This is a genomic window from Castellaniella sp. S9, assembly GCF_027257175.1.
Taxonomy (GTDB): domain Bacteria; phylum Pseudomonadota; class Gammaproteobacteria; order Burkholderiales; family Burkholderiaceae_B; genus Castellaniella.
The window spans coordinates 12,669-32,554 of sequence record NZ_JAPFGD010000011.1 but is presented as its reverse complement, the minus strand read 5'-3'; the positions used below and the strand labels follow the sequence as shown (position 1 = coordinate 32,554).

Below are 19,886 nucleotides of genomic sequence, written 5' to 3'. Positions count from 1 at the left end.
CCATGTCCTCCCGCCTCTGGCCGCGCCTGGCGATTGCCGCCTATGCCCTGCTGTGGCTGGCCCTGGCCATCGATCCTTCCGACCGCCACACATGGATCCTGGAAAACGTCCTGGTGGCGGCGCTGTGGTTGGCCCTGACCATCCTGTATCGACGGTTTCGGTTGTCGGATGGATCGATGGCCCTGATCCTGGCCTTTCTGGCCCTGCATGCCGTGGGCTCGCACTACACCTATTCCGAGGTGCCGTACGACGCCTGGTTCCGGTCGTTGACCGGACATGGGCTGGATGCGCTGATGGGCTGGGACCGCAACCAGTTCGACCGCCTGGTGCATTTTGCCTACGGCCTGCTGCTGGCGGTGCCGGTGCGCGAGTTCCTGCTGCGTGTGATCCAGGCGCGCGGCTTCTGGTCATATTTCCTGCCCCTGGACATCATCCTCGGCACCTCGGCCCTGTACGAGTTGATCGAGTGGGCCGCCGCCGCCTGGTTCGGCGGCGACCTGGGGATGCATTACCTGGGCACCCAGGGCGACGTCTGGGACGCGCACAAGGACATGGCCCTGGCTGCGCTGGGCGGCCTGGTCGCCATGCTGTGCTGTGCCGCGGTGGATGCGCGTCGCGGGCGCTTATCGGGGATGGATCGATAAATCCAGCTCGCGGCCGCCACGCCCCGCCAATCACCAGGACCAGCGGGGCGCGAAACGAGGCCATAATGCCTCGGGAGGAGACAACATTCATATAAGGTTAATGAGTTGAAGTCTTGTATAACCTTATATTTAATCTTATAATAACCTCATGAACTCGATAAACTGGTCAACCAAAGCAATCAAGCAGCTTCTGAAGATCAACCGCCCTGAGCAGGTCGTGATCAAGAACGCTGCTGGTGAGCTAGCAACGATGCCGCAGACCCGCAACGTGAAGGCACTGACCAATCACAAATACCAATACCGCCTGCGTGTTGGCAACTATCGAGTGTTTTTTAACTTCGATGGCGCTGTGCACATTGTTTACATCGAAGAAGTGAGGAAACGCGATGAACGCACCTACTAACATCCAGATCATCAACGGGGCGGACGGAAAGCCTGCCTTCGTGGTGATCCCTTACGACGAATATGTGAAGCCTCGCGAAGGCTCAGAGACCTATGTGCCTCATGAAGTTGTATCCATGATGGTCGATAACGAGTGGAGCATTGCGCGGGCCTGGCGTGAGCACCTGGGGGTGACCCAACAAGAAATGGCTCAGCGCCTGGGTGTGTCTCAGTCCGCATACTCTCAGCAAGAGTCCAGAGGGAATCTACGCAAAGCAAGCCGCGAAAAGATTGCCGCCGCGCTCGGGATCAGTCCTGATCAACTGGACGCTTAGCGCAAAAGCCCGGCGCTCCATAAATGCGAAACCCGCCTCGATGGGCGGGTCTGTTTCTTCCGGGCGCAGCTATGAGAATCGTAAGAAACCATGGGGTTCATGGCGCACTTACGGTCCTCCTGCGGCGTCTCAGCCGTGGCGGGCAGTGACGGTCTTGACCCGAGTGAATCCGTACAGCGCCTCGAAGCCTTTTTCGCGGCCGTGTCCCGATTGGCCCACGCCGCCGAAAGGCAGCTCGATGCCGCCGCCGGCGCCGTAGTTGTTCAGGAACACCTGACCCACGTTCAGGCGCCGCGCCAGGCGCATCTGGCGGCCGCCGTCGCGCGTCCAGACGCCGGCCACCAGCCCGTACGGCGTGCCGTTGGCGATGCGCAGGGCTTCGGCCTCGTCCTCGAAAGGCATCAGCACCTGCACCGGACCGAAGATTTCCTCCTGGGCCAGGCGATGATCGGGCGGGACCTCGGAAAACAGTGTCGCGCGCACGAAATGGCCGTCGGCCGACGCATCCTCGCGGATCGTGCCCTCGGCCGCGACGTTCAAGTCGGCCTTGCCCAGCTCGATGTAGCGGCTGACGATGGTTTTCTGCTTGGCCGATACCAGCGGACCCAGGTCGCAGGCATCGACTGCCGGCCCTGCGACCAGTCCGCGATAGATGTCGATCATGCGGCGCTTGACCTCGTCATAGAGGCCGCGCTGCACCAGCACGCGCGAGGCTGCCGAGCACGTCTGGCCGGCGTTCTGCATGCAGGCGCCCACCAGCGTCGGCATGGCCTGATCCAGATCGCAATCGTCGAACACGATATGCGGCGATTTCCCGCCCAGCTCCAGCGTGACCGGGATCACGTTGCCGGCGGCCGCGGCCTGGATATGCCGGCCGGTGCCCACCGAGCCGGTGAAGGACATATGATCGATGCCCGCGTGCTCGGACAGCGCGCTGCCCGCCTCGGCGCCCAGGCCGGTGACGACGTTCAGCGCTCCGGCCGGCAGCCCCGCCTCGAGGGCGATCGCGGCGACCGCCAGCGTCGAGACCGAGGCGTCCTCGGCGGGCTTGACCACGCAGCTGTTGCCGGCCGCCAGGGCGGCGCCCACCGCGCGCCCGACGATCTGCATCGGATAGTTCCAGGGAATGATGATGCCGCACACCCCGTGCGGCTCGCGCAGCGTATAGACCGTAAAGCCGTCCTGGTAGGGGATGGTCTGGCCCATGAGCTTGTCGGCGGCGCCGGCATAGAACTCGAGGTAGCGTGCCAGCGCCTTGGAATCGTTTAGCGACTGGTGCAGGGGCTTGCCCACGTCCAGCGCCTCGATCATGGCCAGGGCCTCGGCGCGCTGCAGCACCAGTTCCGACATCCGCATGAGGATGCGGCCGCGCTCGGTCGCCGTCATGCGGCCCCAGTCGCCGTCGAAGGCGCCACGGGCGGCAGTCACCGCTGTATCCACGTCCGCCGCGCCGCCGCGCGCAATGGCGCCGATCGTCAGACCCGTGGAGGGGTCCTCGATCGACAGCGTTTCGCCGGATGCCGCATCGCGCCATTGGCCGCCGATCATGAGCTTCGAGGGGTCGAACCAGACCACCGACTGCAGGGAGGAGTGGGTGTGGGCCGTTGTTTCAGCTGCCAAGGTGTTGCTAGAGGCCATTGTCTTTCCTTCGATGATTGGGTCCTGCAGATTGAATAGTTGCTGCTGCGCGCGGCTGTCATCCGGCCAGTTGCTGGAAGCACGGCTTCATGCGTTCGTGCGACGCGGCGATATGGGTGGCCATCGCCGCCCGGGCAGCATCTGGATCGCGTTTCGTGATGCCCTCTAGAATGGCGAGATGCTCTTTGACGGCCTCTTCGGCGACGGATGCGTGGTAGCGCAAGCGGAAAAGGTGCATATGGGCGTGTAGCGTGTCGAGAGTATGCTTGAGCAGTTCATTGTCGCCGACCAGCGCGATGTGGGCATGAAACTGGCCGTCCAGCATTGCAAAGCGGCCATAGTTGCCTTCGGTGTCGTCGGTAACCAGTTGCTCCATCTTGTCGCATAGGGCCTGTAGTTTGCGGACATCGTCGCGGCGCGCGTTGTCGGCTGCCAGCGCGGCTGCCTCCGGCTCCAGCAGGCTGCGCAATACATAGACTTCCTGGAAACGCTTGCCCGCGGGCAAGGGCGCGACACTGAAGCCCGTGTTGTGCTTTTTGACAACCAGTCCTTCGGTCTCCAGGCGGATCAGAGCGGCGCGGATCGGCGTCTGGGAAACGCCCAGCTGCCGGGCCAAGGCATCTACAGAGAGTCGTTCCCCAGGGGGCAGTCTGAGCGAGATTAACTCTGTCACCAGCGTTTCATAGACTTCATCGCTCAAGGGACGGCGCTCGTGGGGTGGCGTTTGCGAGGCAGGCTGCTCGCTTGCCGTAATCAGCGGGTTCATGGCTTTCCCTTGAATCTGAAATGAATACCCTTTAATTTGCCATCACTTGCGAAAATGGGCAAATACCATATCGGATACGATAATATAAATCATATTCGAAAATAGGATGTACGTATTGGAGGAACACTGCCATGCCCCCGCGCGGCGCCTGGGCTCGCTATAGTGAACCCCAGCGCACAGAAGGTTTGCTGAAAAATTTCCTTAGCGGCTATCGTCCGATGCTGCGGAGACCGTGGTGACCTGGGTGCTATCCAAGGAACCCCACAGCCGATCCTCATCCTTGACGGCGTGGCGTCGAGCTGCGTCTTCATTCAGCGTGTAGCCCAGCCCCGGCCGCTCAGAAGGCATCACATAGCCTTCCCGCCATATGATGGGCTCCTGCAGCAATTCGGCGTGAAAGCCTGAAAAATCGCCCAGTCCTTCGACGATCAGCAGGTTGGGGCAGGCAAGCCCAAGCTGAAAGGAGGCTGCCGCGGTGAAAGGGCCGCCGTAAACGTGCGGGGCAATCTGCACATAGTTGGCCTCAGCCATGGAAGCGATCTTTTTGGCTTCCCATAGGCCCCCGACCTGGCTCACGTCCAAATTGAAAATCGAGGCAGCCTGCAGGCGGATGAGGCGGGCGAATTCCCACTTATTGGACAAGCGTTCTCCGGTCGTGATGGGAATGGAGGTTCCACGCGCCACCAAGGCCATTTCGTCGGCCAGCTCGGGCGGTACCGGTTCCTCCAGCCAGAGCGGATCAAATTTCTCCAATCGCTTAGCCAACCGCAGGGCGGAGCTGGCGGTCATCTGGCCATGTGTGCCCACGATCACGTCGCACCGACTACCTACGGCTTGCCGGATGCTGGCGATGGTCGCTTCAGCGCGATCCAGGGCTTCCAGGGACCATTGCAGAGGTACCACTTGGGATTGCTGCTGCTCGCTGCCAGTCATGAGGGGGAAAGGATCTAGCTTGAGGCCTGTAAACCCTTGGGCGGCCAGTTCGCCGGCGCGAGCGCCGACGGCGTCGGGTTGCAGCCAGAAGTCGAAACCCAGCGCATCCCCCGACGGCGCGCTAATGTAAGTATAGGTGCGTATGCGATCACGGAAGCGCCCGCCCAGCATGGTATGGACAGGGCGCCCCAGATGCTTGCCCAGGGCATCCCAGCAAGCCATTTCCAGGCCGCTGTAAATCGCGGTTTTCAGCAGATCGCTGGCATGGCTGTAGAAGCTGTTGTAGTAAGCATGGAAGGTCGTCTCGAAGTCGCCGACCTCGCGGCCAACGAAGAAATCCTCTGCCACTTGCTCAACGACCATAGCCAAAGTGCGGGGCCGCAGATAGGACTGGACCGCCAGAATCTCGCCGTAGCCGCTGACCCCCGCATCGGTGTCGATACGTACGAACATCCATATGGGTCCGCCGATATAGGCCGCGGGATTGGCGACCGGGAAGACTTCAACACCCTTGATTTTCATGTGACGCTATCCTCATATCGTGCGTGTTCGTCCGAGTGATTGGATGGGGTCAGGTAATCCGGCGGATGCTTTCGTCGACCTCGGCTTTATCGAAGATACCTTTCCAATCATCGCGCATGAGGCGTGCCTTGCCGAACTGGATGGCCTTGTTGCAGGCGTCCGAGAAGGCGCCCGGAATATGGCCGAAGGTCACTGCGCCCAGGATGTTCATGTGGCCCAGCAGGAAATCGCGCGCGGCGGCCTCCGGGACTCCGCGGCGAGCGACTTCTTCGATGCCCTCCTGCATGACGGCCAGCAGCGATGCTGTGAGGGTTTCCGACAGGGCTGGCTCGAGCAGGGCCATTTGTTCGACAGTCACTCGGTGTGTGCGCAGCACCGGAGCCCAGATGATCTCGGCGACTTCGGCGCCGATTGGGTACTGGGATTCGTCGCCCTGCATCAAGGCGTTGATGATGGCCTGCTTAGCTGCGATGCCACCGAAACGATCCAGGCGGGCCGCCTCGTCGGGGTCTTCGTTGAAGATGGACGGATGGCAGGGGTGTGTCACGAAATAGACGACATCGGCACGCTCGGGCAGGTGGCCCGCGCAAGGCGCGGCCGGGTCCAGCAGCATCATCATGGCGCCGCTGCGCATGTGAGGAACGATGGTTGCGGAAATTTTCCCGATCAGGGTGTCGGGCACTGCCATGATGACCACGTCGGCGCCGTCGACTGCGTCGTCCTGAGTAGTGACCTCGAGCTGGGCTTCTTGGCGGAGGCGATCAATGCCGACGGGGCTGACCTCCACATATGAGACTTCGTGATGGCTGCGGGATAGATTCTTGGCAAGGCGCACACCCATTTTGCCGCCTGCGCCGATCAACGCTATTTTCATGGCTCCTCCTTTGTTTTATCGTATATGGTTGATGATATCATATCGTATCTGAATCTGGGAGGGTGTCATGAGCCGGTTTTCCGTAACATATTTCGCCGAATCCCCTAAAGGTCTCCAGCACGCGGCGCAAGTGATCGCCGGCGAGCAGTCCACAGGAACGTTTGTACGGCTACCCCAGGAAACAGACGAGTTGCGGGCGCGTTCGGGCGCGCGGATCGAATCCATTGAGGTCACTGATCGGGTATCAACGCCCAGCTTGCCCAGCCGCACGCGCGGTGAAACTTACGAACAGGGACATATCCGCATCAGCTGGCCATTGGACAATACGGGTCCCTCGATCCCCAACCTGCTGACGACCATCGCCGGCAATTTGTTCGAGCTGGCCGACTTGTCGGCCTTGCGCCTGGAGGACGTGGATCTGCCGCAGGTGTTCGCAAAGGCTTGCCCGGGCCCGCAATTCGGTGCGGCGGGCACCCGTCGGCTGGTCGGTATCGACGGTCCGCTGATTGGAACCATCATCAAGCCGAGCATCGGCTTGTCTGCAGACGGTACCGCCGACTTGGTCGACCAGTTGGCACAGGCCGGGATTGATTTCATCAAGGACGACGAACTCCAGGCCAACGGCGCCTATTGTCCATTGAGGGACCGCGTCGCGGCTGTGATGCCGGTTATCGAGCGGCATGCCCAACGCAATGGCAAGAAAGTCATGTATGCCTTCAACATCACGGATGAACTCGATGTCATGTTGCGCAACGCCGAGATGGTCGAAAAGGCCGGCGGGACTTGCATCATGGTGTCGCTGTTTTCCGTGGGCCTGACTGGCCTGCGCGCCTTGCGCGAGCGTGTGGCGCTGCCTATCCATGGCCACCGCGCCGGCTGGGGACTGTATTCTCGCTCGCCTCATATCGGCATTTCATTTGCGGTGTGGCAAAAGCTGTGGCGCTTGGCCGGGGCGGATCATCTGCATGTCAACGGCTTGGCCAACAAGTTCACCGAGGCCGACGCCGTGGTGGCTGCGGCCGCTCGCGCGGTGCAGCAGCCGGTGTGCGCCGAGGGTGGGCCGCCCCATTTGGCCATGCCGGTCTATTCCTCAGGCCAGACGGCCTGGCAGCTGGGTCCGGCCCGAGACATCCTCGGCAACGATGATTTCATTTTCTGCGCCGGTGGCGGCATCATCAGCCATCCGGATGGCGCGGGCGGCGGCGTGCGGGCGCTGCGCCAGGCGGCTGCAGCAGCGCGCGACGGGGTGCCGGTACAGGAGGCTGCCAAGGATGCCCCGGAACTGGCGGCTGCGCTGCGGACCTTTGCACAACCTGATATTCAGCTCTGATCGGGCCGGCCATGAGCATTGGATCGTGTCCTCATGACGCCGGCGTGCCTGCCGGATTGCTGTTGGGTTGGTGCGGCGACGATTTCACAGGGTCGGCGGCCGTCATGGAGGTGCTGGGCTTTTCCGGTCTCCCGGCGCGGTTGTTCCTGCGGATGCCGACACCCGGGGACTTGGCGGCCGCGCCGCACTTGCGCGCCTTCGGCGTGGCGACCACCGCACGCACCTACGCGCCCTGGCAGATGCAGGCCGAATTCCCGGCGCTGTTCCATGCATTTCGGGACATAGGCGCCCCGCTGTTTCATTACAAGGTGTGCTCGACGCTGGATTCCTCCGAGCGGACCGGGTCGATCGGCTGCGCGGCCGATATCGGCCTGGAGGTCTTCCCCGCCTCATGGGCGCCGGTGCTGGTGGCTGCGCCTCCCATGGGCCGCTACCAAGCATTTGGCACCTTGTTCGCCGAGGCTTTCGGCAGCATCCATCGGCTGGATCGCCACCCGGTCATGCGTCGCCATCCCGTGACCCCCATGGATGAGGCGGACGTCGCATGCCACTTAGCGCGCCAAACGGCACATGCGGTGGCCTGCTTGGACTTGGCGGGTTTTGCGGATGCGGCGGACCGCTTGGCGCGGCTCAGGCAAGGCGGTGCGCGCCTGATAACGCTCGATGCCATAGACCAGGACACGCTGGCAGTATGCGGCGAGCTGCTGTGGACGCATCGCCGGGATGCGCCGTTCGTCATCGGCAGCCAAGGGGTCGAATATGCCTTGATTGCCTATTGGATTCGCCAAGGCTGGCTACCGCCTGCGCAGCCAGTGCCTTCGGCGGGGCGCGCCGAGGCCATGGTGGTAGTGTCCGGTTCGGTTTCGCCCGTCACACAGCGGCAGATCGATTGGGCGCAGGCCCATGGCTTCGAGGGTATTCCCCTTGATCCTGTGGCGCTCATGGACCCAGCCAGTAGCCAGTTGGCCGAGCGCCATGCGGTGTCCGCGGCACTGGAGGCTCTGGGCCGTGGCCTGGATCCGTTGATCCACACTGCCAGAGGCCCGGACGATCCTCGGGTGCAACGGTTCCAGGGCTGGATCGGGCGTGCCGGGACGCCGATCGCCGATGCCAACGTTCGGATCGGGTCGGCCCTGGGCCGCGTGCTGGACCGTATTCTGGAAGATACCGGCGTGCGCCGCGCCGTCATTTCAGGCGGGGACACTTCCGGCCACGCTGTGCGTGAACTGGACATTTTGGCGCTGGAGCCGCTGGCACCGACAATCCCCGGCGCCTCCGTTTGCACAGTGATCGCGAACAACCACCTGGACGGCCTGCAGCTGGCCCTCAAGGGCGGCCAGATGGGCAGCGAGGACTACTTTGGCTGGGTGCGGGAGGGTGGAGGCGCTCGGTAGTAAGAACGAGCATCCGCCATCTCATGGATACCCCCTATTCCGATCAATATGACTTGATGGGAGAATTTCGTATCGTATAGGATAAATAGAATCGTATACGAATAAGACGACGTCTGTCGCGAGCCTGATGACAGACTCACATCCATATCGATGGACTACGCGGAGACAAGCAATGAAGATACGCATTTCCAGACTTCTATGTGTAGCGGCCCTTGGAGGCGCCGTCATGTTTGCCGGCTCGGTGACGGCGCGCACCCTCAACTGGGCCATGGTGACGACCGAAGACTCTCACTATGGTGCGGCGGCCAAGGCCTTCAAGTCCAAGCTCGAAGAAGTCTCGGGCGGCAAGTTCGACGTTGCCATCAAGGCCAATGGCGTGCTGGGCGGCGAACGCGAGATCATTGAGGGCATGCAGATCGGCTCCATCGAGGTAGGCATCACCGCGTCCGGCCCGGTCGGCGGATTCGTGCCGGATACTTACGTGATGGACTTGCCCTTCTTGTTTCATGACTATGCGACCGCGCGCCGCGTGATGGCCGGGCCGATCGGCCAGGAACTCCTGTCCAAGCTCGATGACGTTGGCGTCAAGGGTTTGGCTTGGGGGGAAAACGGCTTTCGCTATATCACGAACTCCAAGCATCCGATCAAGGAACCCAAGGACCTGGACGGCATGAAGATCCGCACCATGGAAAATGACATCCACCTGGCGGCCTTCAAGTCCGCCGGCGCATCGCCGACCCCCATGAGCTGGCCCGAGGTCATCCCCGCCTTGCAGCAAGGCACCATCGACGGACAGGAAAACCCGCTGTCGATCCTGGTGTCGAATCGCATCTGGGAGGTCCAGAAATACCTCACCCTGACCGGGCATTTCTATTCGCCTGCCGTCATCATGATGTCCAAGACGGTATGGGACGGCCTCAGCGACGAGGAAAAGGGCTGGGTGGGCCAAGCCACTGAGGCGGCCGTGGCAGCCAACCACGCATTCGTCGACCGGGACGAGGCCAATGGCATTGAGTTGCTGCGTTCCAACGGGATGGATATCGTCGCGGGCGACGCGTTGGACAAAGACAAGTTCACTGAGGCCATGAACGGCGCCTACGAGTTCTACACCAAGCGCTATGGCTCCAGCGCCCTTGATCGTGTGCGTGCTGCGATAAAGAACTGATCCGCGCTGTGCTGCAGACATGGGCGGGCCTGTGTATGACGATGGCCCGCCTGCTTCCCTTGTGGCGGCGTCTACTCTTGGCGCCGGCCTTCCAAGCACACCTCCAAGGAAACACGCATGCGCGAAAAAATCGTGGAAGCCGGAGAGTGCATCGTCCGATTTACCCATAATCTGGCGGCGCTGCTCTTGGCTATTGCATCGATCATGGTTTTCCTGCAAGTGGTCACCCGCTTCGTCTTCAACGACCCTGCCGCCTGGACTGAAATCATCGCTCGCAGTGCAGTGATCTGGCTGGTCTTTCTGGTCTCGGCGGCGGGTTTCCGGTATGCCGTCATGATTCCGCTGGAGTTCATCCGGAATGTCCTGCCGGATGCTATTCGACGACAGGTGATGGTGCTCGTTACCGTGCTGGTGCTGATGTTTCTGGGCATCCTGATCTGGTACGGCATCCAGATGACCCTCCGGGTACGGGCACAGCAGGTGGCTCTCCTGGATATTTCGATGGCTTGGTTCTACGCAGCCATCCCGGTCGGGGCGCTGTGCGCCGTTCCGGGCGTCCTGCTGGGGCATTTCCGTCCCAGGCAGTATGACGGGGGGAGCATCGAATGAATACCGTGCTCCTTTCCTCGCTGGTTTTTCTGTTTGCCCTATCAGTGCCGGTCGCGGTGGCGATCGCCCTGGCGGGGGTATTTGGCATCGTCACGGCCAGCCACCTACCCCTGTTGGTGGTGCCGCAGAAAATGTTCAATGGACTGGACAGCTTTCCGCTGCTCGCCGTTCCGTTCTTCATCTTGGCCGGCAACATCATGACCCATGGCGGCGTGTCGCGCCGACTCGTCGATTTTGCCAAGGCCATGGTCGGCGGCATGCAGGGCGGCCTGGCCAGTGCCTGCGTGATCACTTGCATGATTTTCGCCGCTATCTCTGGATCTTCCGTGGCCACCACCTTCGCCGTGGGTGCCATCCTGATTCCCGCCATGCGGCGCCATGGCTACCCCGTACCCGTCGCAGCCACCATACAGGTCGCCTCGGCCGAACTGGGCGTGATCATCCCGCCTTCGGTCCCCATGATTCTGTTCGGCGTGGCTACGGAAACATCCGTGCGCGACATGTTCATCGCTGGCGTGGGGCCGGGCCTGTTGATCGGCGGCAGCCTGATCCTGATGGTCCAGATCTGGTGTCGTATCAAGGGCTATGGCCTGGAGGATGGACGCGATCGCAGCCCTCTGCTCAAGGGTTTGCGGGAAGCCCTGTGGGCGCTGCTGCTGCCGGTGATCGTGCTGGGCGGCATTTACGGTGGCGTGTTCACGCCGACCGAGGCGGCAGCCGTATCGGTGGTGTACGCCTTGTTCATCGGCATGTTCGTTTATCGCGAGATCCGGATCACGGATCTGCCGATGATTTTCCGGTCCTCTGCGCTGTCCACCGGGGTGATCATGCTGATCATTTCCGCGGCCGCCTTGTTTTCTTTCCTGATTAGCCTGTCGGGATTGCCGCATCTGATCGGAGAATGGACCCGAGCCACCTTCGAGACGCACCTCAGCTTCCTGCTGTTCATCAATGCGCTGTTGTTCGTGGTGGGGATGTTTCTGGAGACGTCGGCCGCCATCCTCGTCCTCGCACCTATCCTGACCCCGCTGGCTATCGCCTTTGGCGTGGATCCGGTGCATTTCGGCATCATTATGATCGTCAATCTGGCCATGGGAATGATCACTCCCCCATTGGGTGTCAATCTGTTTGCTGCCGCCCAGGTGGCTAGGATACCCATTGAGTCGATGTTCAGGTCACTGGTTTGGCCGGTGCTGACTGTGGTATCGGCCCTGATGATCATTACTTATATACCGGAGGTTTCGCTGTGGCTTCGGGATATTTCGTTCTCGTGATGCGAGTAGCCAATATCACGTGTCTGTATCCGTACAGCATCATCAGGGAGGAGCATGCCCACAGTCGATGAAATCACCCGCAAGAGCCTGGCCGCGCTGCGTGCGGCCGGCGTGCCGGAGCCTGCAGCGAGGACTCAGCTGTCGCTGCTGTTGGAAGCCGAATTGCGCGGTGTCCCCTCGCATGGCTTGCTGCGCTTGCCGCGTGTCATTCAGCGGATTCGCAACGGCGTATGCAAGCCGAACGCCACAGGGCGGGGACTGTGGCGCCGCGAGGCCTTCTATGAGGTGGATGGCGAAAATGGCTTGGGGCCTGTCGTCGCACTCAGCGCATTGGAACATGTGTGTGTTCGTGCGGCGGACACCGGGGTGGCTGTGGCCGCCATCCGGAATTGCGATCACCTGGGCATGCTGGCCTGGTATGCGGAACAGGTGGCGCGCAAGGGCCAGATACTGGTTGCATTGACCATCAGCGAGGCTCTGGTGCATCCCTGGGGCGGCCGGCGCGCCATGCTGGGTACCAATCCGATCACTATCGGCATCCCGGCTCAACCCGACCCCTTCGTATTCGATATGGCCACCAGCCTGGTCTCCATGGGCAAGATTCACGACCATGCCAATCGCGGTGTAGCAATACCGGAAGGGTGGGCACTGAATTCCGAGGGTTATCCCACTACAGATGCTGCGGCGGCCAAGCAAGGCGCCATCGCGCCTTTCGGCGGCGCGAAAGGCTATGGCCTAGCATTGGGCTTCGAATTATTGGTTGCCGCCTTGTCGGGCAGTGCGATCGGACGCGAGGTGGCGGGCACTCTGGACTCCGAACAGCCCTGCAACAAGGGGGACGTCTTTATTGTGCTGGAGCCGACGACCGGCGCCGCCGGGATGGTCAGCACCTTCATGCAGGAATTGCGGGCTTCGCCCGCAGCCGATCCCCGGCAGCCGGTGCGCATCCCGGGAGATCGCGCTCGGCAAGCTCGACGGGATCACTTGGAGGTTGGCATCGACTTGGCGCCGGAAGTCTGGGAGCAGATCGTAGAGATGGCGGGGTGATCCATGGAGACTCTCACGCCAGTAAAAGGGCGACGTGGATGCACCAGCAAGGCGGCGCCCGACGGATTTTGTTGGAGGAAATGCGAATGCGACATGAGTATGGCGTGACACGGGCGCCCGCCCGCCTGATTTTCGGACCCGGACAGCGTGCGGCGCTTGGACCTGCGGCGGCGTCCCTTGGGCGGCGTGCGCTGATCTGCACGGACGCCCGCGTGGCCGGGCTGCCATTGATGCGCGAACTGCTCGCCGACCTCGCGGCACACGGGGTGGCCACCGAGGTGTTCGATGGGACGGAGGCGGAGCTTCCCTTGAGCGGGATCCGAACGTGCGTCGAACGATATCGCGCCTACGATCCCGATGTGCTGATCGGCATCGGGGGTGGCAGTTGCATCGACCTGGCCAAGGTCGTGAGCCTGTTGCTGACCCATCCGGAACCGGTTTCGGAATACTACGGCGAATTCAAGGTGCCGGGCCCCGTCAAGCCAGTCATCGCGATTCCGACCACCGCGGGTACCGGGTCCGAGGTGACGCCGGTCGCGGTCATCGCCGATCCCGATCGCGCCATGAAGGTCGGCATTTCGAGCCCCGAACTGATTCCCCACACAGCGATCTGCGATCCGGAATTGACGGTGAGCTGCCCCCAGGGGCTGACCGCGCTCTCGGGGGCCGACGCCATGGCGCATGCGCTGGAGGCTTTTTCGGCCATCCGTCGCGCGCCCGATCCGTCCATGGCGATGCAACGGGTCTTCGTCGGCAAAAACATCCTCAGCGATCAATACGCGCTGGCCGCCATCCGCTTGATCTCGGGTCATCTGGCCACGGCGGTCGAGGACGGTTCCAACCTCGAGGCCCGCAGCGCCGTGATGCTGGGATCGACATATGCAGGCCTGGCCTTCGGCACGGCCGGCACCTGCGCCGCCCATGCCATCCAGTATCCCGTCGGGGCGCAGACCCATACCCCGCACGGCCTGGGGATCGGGGTCTTGCTCCCTTACACCATGGAGTTCAATATTGAAGTGTCCGCGGGCGTGTATGCGGAGGTCGCGCGCGCGATGGGTCTGTCGACTGCCGGCACCGAGCGCGAGGCGGCGATGGCCGCGATTTCGACCATCCGGTCCCTGTTTCGACGCATCGGCATTCCCCAAAACCTGCGCGACCTGGGCCTGGAGCCCGCGCATCTGGACGCCATGGCCGAACAATCCATGGGGGCGGCACGCCTGGTCGAAAACAATCCGAGAACGCTCGATGTGCAGTCCATCCGGTCGATTCTCGATCACGCGATGAATGGAGCTTGAAAAATGTCGAAGGCAGTACAACGCAATAGTGAAGACGTAGACCGGCATCCCGGTTTGTTCATCAGCGGCCAGTGGCGCACGGGCTCCCGCAAGGGTCGGATCGACGTGATCGATCCGGCCACGGGCTCCGCCTTGGGTTCCGTGGCCGATGCCGGCGCCGACGATGCGATTGCCGCCGTCGAGGCCGCCCACAATGCTGGCGCGCCCTGGGCGGCAACCCCCGCGCGCCAGCGTTCCGAGATCTTGCGCAAGTGTTTCGAGCTGATGATGCGCGATGCCGATGCCCTGGCCCGCATCATTGCGCTGGAAAACGGCAAGGCGCTGAAGGACGCGCGCGGCGAGGTCGCCTACGCGGCCGAGTTTTTCCGCTGGTTCTCCGAGGAGGGCGTGCGCGTGCGCGGCGATCTGGGCACGGCGCCTTCCGGCAACAACCAGATCCTGGTGCAGTATCAGCCCATCGGCGTGTCAGTGCTGATCACGCCTTGGAATTTCCCGGCCGCCATGGCGACGCGCAAGATCGCGCCGGCGCTGGCGGCCGGCTGCACCTGCGTGCTCAAGCCCGCGACGGCGACGCCGCTGACCGCCTATGCGGTTGCGCGCATTCTGGCCGAGGCGGGGGTGCCCGATGGCGTGGTCAATGTCCTCACCTCGTCCACGACCTCCGAGGTCGTCAACGCCATGCTGGAGGATCCCCGGGTTCGCAAGCTGTCCTTCACCGGATCCACCGAGGTCGGTCGCGTGCTGCTGCGCAAGGCCGCCGACCAGGTCATCCACAGCTCGATGGAACTCGGCGGCAACGCCCCTTTCCTGGTGTTCGAGGACGCCGACATCGAGCAGGCCGTGCAGGGCGCCATGATCGCCAAGATGCGCAATGGCGGCGAGGCCTGCACCGCCGCCAATCGTTTCCTGGTCCAGCGCCCCGTCGCCGAGGCGTTCACCCGGCGCCTGACCGAGGCCATGTCCGCCCTGAAGGTCGGGCCGGGCATCGAGGCCGACACGGATTGCGGCCCCCTGGTGGACCGGGCCGCCGTCGACAAGGTCGTGGAACTGGTCGAGGATGCCAAGGCCCGCGGCGCGCAGGTGCGCTGCGGCGGTCGGCAGCCGGACGATGCGGGCTGCTATTACCTGCCTACGGTCCTGGACAATGTGCCGACCGATGCCAAGATGTTCTCGGAGGAAATCTTCGGGCCGGTGGCGCCGGTCTATGTGTTCGATACCGAGGAGGAAGGCGTCCGCATGGCCAACGACACCGAGTATGGGCTGATCGCCTATCTGTACACCGGGGACGTGGGCCGCGGCATGCGCGTCTCGACCGCCCTGGAGGCCGGCATGATCGCCCTCAACCGCGGCTTGGTCTCGGACCCCGCCGCACCGTTTGGCGGCGTCAAGCAAAGCGGACTGGGGCGCGAGGGCGCACAGCACGGCATCCTGGAGTTCATGGAGGCCAAGTACATCGCCACGAGCTGGTAATCCGGCCTGGCACGAGAGGGAACTTAAAAATGTCGAAATACCAGATCGCCACCATCGAGGGCGACGGCATCGGGCCCGAGGTTGCGCAAGCGGCCGTGCGGGTGCTGAAAGAGGCGTGCGGGGCGGATACCCTGCATTTCGAGATGCTGCCCGGCGGGGCCGACCATTATGTCCAGACCGGCCAGGTGCTGCCCGATGATACCTATGCGGCGTGCCGGCAAATGGATGCGATCCTGCATGGTGCGGCGGGCGTGCCGGGGGTCGTGTACCCGGATGGCACCGAGGTCGGCAACGATCTGCATTTGCGCTTGCGGTTCGAACTGGACCTGTATGCGAACGTGCGGCCCATCAAGCTGTTGCCCGGGGTATTGTCGCCCCTGCGCGCCTTCGACGAGGGCGGCATCGACTACGTCATCATCCGCGAGAACACCGAGGGCTTGTACGCCAGTCGTGGCGCAGGCGTGCTGCTGCGCGACGAATTTGCATCGGACAGCCTGGTCATCACCCGAAAGGGGACCGAGCGGGTGGCGAGGTTCGCATTCGACTTGGCTCGACGGCGCCGAGGCGCGCCACGCGATGGTAAATCCAGGGTGACCGTGTGCGACAAGGCCAACATCCTGCGCACCTACGCATTCTTTCGTTCGGTTTGTGATGATGTGCACCGTGATTACGACGATATCGAGATCGACTACGCCTATGCCGACGCGATTACGGTTCATATGCTCAAACGGCCGGATTTCTACGATGTCATCGTCGCCGAGAACATGTTCGGGGATATTATCTCGGACCTCGGGGCCGCGACGGTAGGCGGCATGGGCATCTCGCCCTCCGGCGAGATCGGTGACCGGTACGCGCTCTTTCAAGGTGCCCATGGTTCGGCACCCGATATCGCTGGACAGAATGTCGCCAGCCCCATCGCCACGATTTTGTCCGGGGCCATGATGCTTCGATGGCTGGGCGACACGCATGGCGATACCCAGGCGTCCCGGCATGGCGACCGCATCGAGGCGGCGGTCGGTCGGGTGCTGGCCGATCGGATCGCGGTGCCGCGCGACTTGGGCGGCGAGGCGACGTGCACAGAGGTTACCGATGCAATCTGCAAGATCCTCGCTAACGGCGAGTCCCACGCATAAGGAAAGAGCAGGAGCTACGAATGAACAAGAAAATCGGCTTCATCGGTGTCGGCCTCATGGGGCATGGCATCGCGCGCAATATCGTCGGCAAGGGCTGGCCGCTGCAGTTCCTCGAACACCCCGGCAACCAGCCGACGCAAGACTTGGTCGATCAAGGCGCTGTGGCATTCAAGGATCCGCGCGATCTGGCTCGGGCGAGCGACATTATCATCCTGTGCGTCAGCGGGACACCGCAAGTCGAGGCGATCATATCGGGCGATGGCGGGATCCTGTCCGCCATCACGCCCGGTACCACCCTCATCGATTGCTCGACGGCAATCCCAGCCTCGACCGTGGCGCTGGCGAGCGCGGTCGAGGCGGCGGGAGGGCGCTTTGTCGATGCGGCAATGACGCGAACGCCGCTGGAGGCCGAGCAGGGCCGGTTGAATCTGCTGGTGGGGGGCGATAGGGCGGTCTTCGACGAGATCCGGCCGCTGCTGGACACTTTCGCTGAGAATCTGTTCTACGCTGGGCCGGCTGGGTCAGGACACAAGCTGAAGCTGCTGCATAATTTCGTGTCGCTGGGTTTTGTCACCTTGCTGGGCGAGGCCGCCGCCTGTGCAAAAAAAGGCGGTATCTCTGCCGAGGTCCTGGTGGATGCCTTAACCAGGGGCGGCGGCTATGGCGCCGCACTCGAGCGTGTGGCGCCCTTCCTCCTGGAAGGCGACCCCTCGCGCATGAAGTTCGCGATCAGCAATGCCCTCAAGGACCTGAGCTATTACAACACCATGGCTGAGGACCAGGATTGCCAGCGCCATATTGCCGCCGGCGTCAAGGATGCCCTGGATAGCCTGGTCAAGGCCGGCCTGGGCGGCGAATACCTATCCTCGACCGCCGAGCAGTTCGGCAAGCTGCGAGCCGGCTGAACAAGCCCGTATGCAGTTCAAGTGAGCGGTGGCTGAACACCGCCGCTCGCCTCCGCCTGCCGCATCGCGGCCCACAGAATCGCCAGGGACAGCACAAAGAACATCACGCCGTTGTTGCGGCCCAGGATCACCTGGGTCAGCCCGAAGGCGGCGAAGGCCGCGGGCAGGCTGGCGCCGCAGCAGGCCAGTACCCGCACCGTCAGGTCGGGCGACTGCAGGCGGCGGCAGAAATACCAGCAGCTGGTGATCAGCAGGGCCAGGAACGCGAACAATCCCAGCGTGCCCTGGTGCAGCCAGATCTCGATGAAGTTGTTGTGGGTGTTGGACAGCGTCCCCACGAACGGGTGGATGCGCCCAGTTTCGATCAGGCCTTGCAGATGGCTGTCGTATTCCTCATGCCCCCAGCCCAGCAGCGGGCGCTCGGGGATGCTGATCAATGCGGATTTCCAGGCCTCCAGGCGCGAGCCGACGTTGTTCGCGGCATTCCCGTCTCGAGTATAGGCCTGCCATTCCGCCACTGCGCTGGCGTATCGACCCTCGGCGATCTGGCCGGCGGGCAGTGCGGTCATGACGATCGCCGCGCCCGCCACCATCACGGCGCAACCCCCCAGCAGCGGCCGCAGGTACTGCCGGCGCAGCAACGCCACGGCCGCCAGCACGGCAAAGATCGGCACGGCCACCAGCCCGCCCCGCGTGGCCGAGGCGATGAACGCATAGATGCCGGCCAAAGCACCGGCCAGCAGGAATACGGCCCACGCGGGACGTCGATGTACCGCAGGCAGGATCGCCCCCATCAGGCACCAGAAGGCCATCACCAGCGCGATGTCGCCAAAGGGAATGGCGCTGGTCAGGAAGCCCTCAGCCCGCGGCACGCCGATATGGCCGATCTGCCACCAGGCGACCGCCGCGGCGCCCGCCAGCCCCAAGGCCAGGCCCGCCCACATCCAGTCCAACCGCAGGCGCGCCCGGCGCAGGCCCAGCAGGACGGGGATCGCCAGCGCATAGCGTATGCCCTGGTCCAGGTATTTGCCGGAATCGGCGTGCCACAGCACCGCCGCCGCGTTCGTCAGGAAAAACGCCAGCAGCAGCCAGCACAGCGTCCGGTCCTCGCCAGACCAGGCGGCGGCCGGTGGCGCCGACGCGTCGGCCGCGCCGCTGCGCCGGCCTGTGCCGGCCAGCCATATCGCGACGCCGCCCAGGAACAGCAGCCCGCCGCCCACGGAATATCCCGAGGGCGCCGAGAGCATCAGCAGAAAAAAAATCGCCACGCTGGCCGCCATCCAGGTGGACAGCCAGGCCGGCGTTCGTGCCGGTGTCGGATGCATAAGGAGTGATTCGCTTGGGACGGGAAGTGTTGCCGGATTGTAGCTTGTCGCCCCGCTGTGCAAACGGGCCGGCCCGCCTCACGTCGGCCGTGCGCCGGCGTGTGCGCGGCCTACAATATTCCGATCGTTTCCGAGGCGCTTATCCGCATGACTGCCACCGCCGATTCCGACATCCCCGCCAGCCCGCCCGGCACCGCGCCCGACGGCACATTCTGGTTCGTCGTGCACACCAAGCCGCGCCAGGAAGCCCTCGCGCGCGAACATCTGCTGCGCCAGTCCTTCGAGGTCTACCTGCCGATGTTCAAGATCTTCAAGACGCCTCGCCGCAGCCGCGCCGGTTCGCCGGCCACGCCGGGCGGATCGGCGCCGCCGGCGCAGGGCCTGACCACGCACGAGCCCATGTTCCCGCGCTATCTGTTCCTGCGCCCCGGGCGCCCCACCCAGTCCATGTCCACCATTCGGTCGACGCAAGGGGTCAGTCGCCTGGTGCTGTTCGGCAGCCAGCCCGCCCGCATCGCCCAGGAACTGGTCGACGGCATCCGCCAGGCCGAGGCCGCGCGCGAGGGGGCGGATCTGGCCCAGCTCAGTCCCTATCGGCCCGGCATGGCGGTGCGCCTGCAGGATCCGGCCCTGGGTGGACTGCAGGCCCTGGTGCAGGCCGTCTCGCACGATCGCGTGACCCTGTTGCTGGAAATCCTCGGCCGACCCCAGCTCGTCAGCGTCGATTTCCAGCGGATCGCGCCCCTGTAATTGATCCGTCTTAACGAAATCCAAGCTGAGGCTAGGTAGGACAACAATCTCCTGGTAGAACTACGAATGTCACATTCAGTGACATTCTTGACTATC

General features: G+C 63.2%; 19 protein-coding genes. 14 read left to right on the top strand and 5 right to left on the bottom strand.

Annotated features, from left to right (window positions below; genetic code table 11):
* The first annotated feature begins 2 nt into the window (after positions 1-2).
* The 3 genes from OOZ48_RS16420 to OOZ48_RS16410 all read left to right on the top strand — a co-directional run bounded on the left by OOZ48_RS16420 (position 3) and on the right by OOZ48_RS16410 (position 1,360).
* On the top strand, positions 3-644 hold the full coding sequence (locus OOZ48_RS16420) for a DUF2238 domain-containing protein (RefSeq protein WP_269499901.1): 642 nt from the start codon (positions 3-5) through the stop codon (positions 642-644).
* 148 nt (positions 645-792) lie between these two features.
* Complete coding sequence (locus OOZ48_RS16415) at positions 793-1,047, top strand: type II toxin-antitoxin system RelE family toxin (protein WP_269499900.1); 255 nt, start codon at positions 793-795, stop codon at positions 1,045-1,047.
* Complete coding sequence (locus OOZ48_RS16410) at positions 1,031-1,360, top strand: helix-turn-helix domain-containing protein (protein WP_269499899.1); 330 nt, start codon at positions 1,031-1,033, stop codon at positions 1,358-1,360. Before OOZ48_RS16415 ends, OOZ48_RS16410 begins: the two co-directional genes overlap by 17 nt.
* A 129-nt stretch (positions 1,361-1,489) precedes the next feature.
* Here the strand turns inward: OOZ48_RS16410 and OOZ48_RS16405 are convergent, their stop codons facing one another.
* From OOZ48_RS16405 to OOZ48_RS16390, 4 genes are all read right to left on the bottom strand, one after another.
* Complete coding sequence (locus OOZ48_RS16405) at positions 1,490-2,908, bottom strand: aldehyde dehydrogenase family protein (protein ID WP_269499993.1); 1,419 nt, start codon at positions 2,906-2,908, stop codon at positions 1,490-1,492.
* 148 nt (positions 2,909-3,056) lie between these two features.
* On the bottom strand, positions 3,057-3,764 hold the full coding sequence (locus tag OOZ48_RS16400) for a GntR family transcriptional regulator (protein WP_269499898.1): 708 nt from the start codon (positions 3,762-3,764) through the stop codon (positions 3,057-3,059).
* A 201-nt stretch (positions 3,765-3,965) separates the two neighbouring features.
* Positions 3,966-5,219, bottom strand: coding sequence for a mandelate racemase/muconate lactonizing enzyme family protein (locus OOZ48_RS16395; protein WP_269499897.1), 1,254 nt, complete (start codon positions 5,217-5,219; stop codon positions 3,966-3,968).
* 49 nt (positions 5,220-5,268) lie between these two features.
* Entirely contained in the window at positions 5,269-6,093 is an 825-nt protein-coding gene (locus OOZ48_RS16390; RefSeq protein ID WP_269499896.1) for a phosphogluconate dehydrogenase C-terminal domain-containing protein, read from the bottom strand.
* Between the two features lie 67 nt (positions 6,094-6,160).
* On the opposite strand from OOZ48_RS16390, the gene OOZ48_RS16385 reads away from it, so the two are divergent.
* The 10 genes from OOZ48_RS16385 to OOZ48_RS16340 all read left to right on the top strand — a co-directional run bounded on the left by OOZ48_RS16385 (position 6,161) and on the right by OOZ48_RS16340 (position 17,715).
* The gene (locus OOZ48_RS16385; protein ID WP_269499895.1) at positions 6,161-7,423 is read left to right on the top strand and encodes a ribulose-bisphosphate carboxylase large subunit family protein; all 1,263 of its coding nucleotides are present in this window, start codon (positions 6,161-6,163) and stop codon (positions 7,421-7,423) included.
* An 11-nt stretch (positions 7,424-7,434) separates the two neighbouring features.
* On the top strand, positions 7,435-8,817 hold the full coding sequence (locus OOZ48_RS16380; protein ID WP_269499894.1) for a four-carbon acid sugar kinase family protein: 1,383 nt from the start codon (positions 7,435-7,437) through the stop codon (positions 8,815-8,817).
* 226 nt (positions 8,818-9,043) lie between these two features.
* A complete protein-coding gene (locus tag OOZ48_RS16375) occupies positions 9,044-9,982 on the top strand; it encodes a TRAP transporter substrate-binding protein (RefSeq protein ID WP_269499893.1) in 939 nt (312 codons plus the stop codon).
* A 117-nt stretch (positions 9,983-10,099) separates the two neighbouring features.
* A complete protein-coding gene (locus tag OOZ48_RS16370) occupies positions 10,100-10,591 on the top strand; it encodes a TRAP transporter small permease (RefSeq protein ID WP_269499892.1) in 492 nt (163 codons plus the stop codon).
* Positions 10,588-11,865, top strand: a complete 1,278-nt coding sequence (locus OOZ48_RS16365; protein ID WP_269499891.1) for a TRAP transporter large permease — start codon at positions 10,588-10,590, stop codon at positions 11,863-11,865. Before OOZ48_RS16370 ends, OOZ48_RS16365 begins: the two co-directional genes overlap by 4 nt.
* Before the next feature lie 54 nt (positions 11,866-11,919).
* The gene (locus OOZ48_RS16360) at positions 11,920-12,912 is read left to right on the top strand and encodes an Ldh family oxidoreductase (protein ID WP_269499890.1); all 993 of its coding nucleotides are present in this window, start codon (positions 11,920-11,922) and stop codon (positions 12,910-12,912) included.
* 86 nt (positions 12,913-12,998) lie between these two features.
* Positions 12,999-14,207 (top strand): iron-containing alcohol dehydrogenase, encoded by a 1,209-nt coding sequence (locus OOZ48_RS16355; RefSeq protein WP_269499889.1) that lies wholly within the window; start codon positions 12,999-13,001, stop codon positions 14,205-14,207.
* A 3-nt stretch (positions 14,208-14,210) separates the two neighbouring features.
* Positions 14,211-15,677, top strand: coding sequence for an NAD-dependent succinate-semialdehyde dehydrogenase (locus OOZ48_RS16350; protein ID WP_269499888.1), 1,467 nt, complete (start codon positions 14,211-14,213; stop codon positions 15,675-15,677).
* A 29-nt stretch (positions 15,678-15,706) separates the two neighbouring features.
* On the top strand, positions 15,707-16,810 hold the full coding sequence (locus tag OOZ48_RS16345) for an isocitrate/isopropylmalate dehydrogenase family protein (protein ID WP_269499887.1): 1,104 nt from the start codon (positions 15,707-15,709) through the stop codon (positions 16,808-16,810).
* 20 nt (positions 16,811-16,830) lie between these two features.
* Positions 16,831-17,715 (top strand): NAD(P)-dependent oxidoreductase, encoded by an 885-nt coding sequence (locus tag OOZ48_RS16340; protein ID WP_269499886.1) that lies wholly within the window; start codon positions 16,831-16,833, stop codon positions 17,713-17,715.
* A 17-nt stretch (positions 17,716-17,732) separates the two neighbouring features.
* On the opposite strand, the gene OOZ48_RS16335 is transcribed toward OOZ48_RS16340, so the two are convergent.
* Positions 17,733-19,040, bottom strand: coding sequence for an O-antigen ligase family protein (locus OOZ48_RS16335; RefSeq protein ID WP_269499885.1), 1,308 nt, complete (start codon positions 19,038-19,040; stop codon positions 17,733-17,735).
* 147 nt (positions 19,041-19,187) lie between these two features.
* On the opposite strand from OOZ48_RS16335, the gene nusG reads away from it, so the two are divergent.
* Positions 19,188-19,790: a transcription termination/antitermination protein NusG gene (gene nusG / locus OOZ48_RS16330; protein WP_269499884.1), complete on the top strand. Its 603-nt coding sequence runs from the start codon at positions 19,188-19,190 to the stop codon at positions 19,788-19,790.
* Positions 19,791-19,886 lie beyond the last annotated feature (96 nt).

What these genes read in the sequence shown, in the direction of transcription:
- OOZ48_RS16350 (WP_269499888.1), top strand. Translation starts at nt 14,211, where the DNA reads ATGTCGAAGGCAGTACAACGCAATAGTGAAGACGTAGACCGGCATCCC.
- OOZ48_RS16340 (WP_269499886.1), top strand. Translation starts at nt 16,831, where the DNA reads ATGAACAAGAAAATCGGCTTCATCGGTGTCGGCCTCATGGGGCATGGC.
- OOZ48_RS16360 (WP_269499890.1), top strand. Translation starts at nt 11,920, where the DNA reads ATGCCCACAGTCGATGAAATCACCCGCAAGAGCCTGGCCGCGCTGCGT.
- OOZ48_RS16410 (WP_269499899.1), top strand. Translation starts at nt 1,031, where the DNA reads ATGAACGCACCTACTAACATCCAGATCATCAACGGGGCGGACGGAAAG.
- OOZ48_RS16345 (WP_269499887.1), top strand. Translation starts at nt 15,707, where the DNA reads ATGTCGAAATACCAGATCGCCACCATCGAGGGCGACGGCATCGGGCCC.
- OOZ48_RS16405 (WP_269499993.1), bottom strand. Translation starts at nt 2,908, where the DNA reads ATGATCGGCGGCCAATGGCGCGATGCGGCATCCGGCGAAACGCTGTCG.
- OOZ48_RS16400 (WP_269499898.1), bottom strand. Translation starts at nt 3,764, where the DNA reads ATGAACCCGCTGATTACGGCAAGCGAGCAGCCTGCCTCGCAAACGCCA.
- nusG (WP_269499884.1), top strand. Translation starts at nt 19,188, where the DNA reads ATGACTGCCACCGCCGATTCCGACATCCCCGCCAGCCCGCCCGGCACC.
- OOZ48_RS16355 (WP_269499889.1), top strand. Translation starts at nt 12,999, where the DNA reads ATGCGACATGAGTATGGCGTGACACGGGCGCCCGCCCGCCTGATTTTC.
- OOZ48_RS16335 (WP_269499885.1), bottom strand. Translation starts at nt 19,040, where the DNA reads ATGCATCCGACACCGGCACGAACGCCGGCCTGGCTGTCCACCTGGATG.
- OOZ48_RS16390 (WP_269499896.1), bottom strand. Translation starts at nt 6,093, where the DNA reads ATGAAAATAGCGTTGATCGGCGCAGGCGGCAAAATGGGTGTGCGCCTT.
- OOZ48_RS16395 (WP_269499897.1), bottom strand. Translation starts at nt 5,219, where the DNA reads ATGAAAATCAAGGGTGTTGAAGTCTTCCCGGTCGCCAATCCCGCGGCC.
- OOZ48_RS16380 (WP_269499894.1), top strand. Translation starts at nt 7,435, where the DNA reads ATGAGCATTGGATCGTGTCCTCATGACGCCGGCGTGCCTGCCGGATTG.
- OOZ48_RS16370 (WP_269499892.1), top strand. Translation starts at nt 10,100, where the DNA reads ATGCGCGAAAAAATCGTGGAAGCCGGAGAGTGCATCGTCCGATTTACC.
- OOZ48_RS16420 (WP_269499901.1), top strand. Translation starts at nt 3, where the DNA reads ATGTCCTCCCGCCTCTGGCCGCGCCTGGCGATTGCCGCCTATGCCCTG.
- OOZ48_RS16365 (WP_269499891.1), top strand. Translation starts at nt 10,588, where the DNA reads ATGAATACCGTGCTCCTTTCCTCGCTGGTTTTTCTGTTTGCCCTATCA.
- OOZ48_RS16385 (WP_269499895.1), top strand. Translation starts at nt 6,161, where the DNA reads ATGAGCCGGTTTTCCGTAACATATTTCGCCGAATCCCCTAAAGGTCTC.
- OOZ48_RS16415 (WP_269499900.1), top strand. Translation starts at nt 793, where the DNA reads ATGAACTCGATAAACTGGTCAACCAAAGCAATCAAGCAGCTTCTGAAG.
- OOZ48_RS16375 (WP_269499893.1), top strand. Translation starts at nt 9,044, where the DNA reads ATGTTTGCCGGCTCGGTGACGGCGCGCACCCTCAACTGGGCCATGGTG.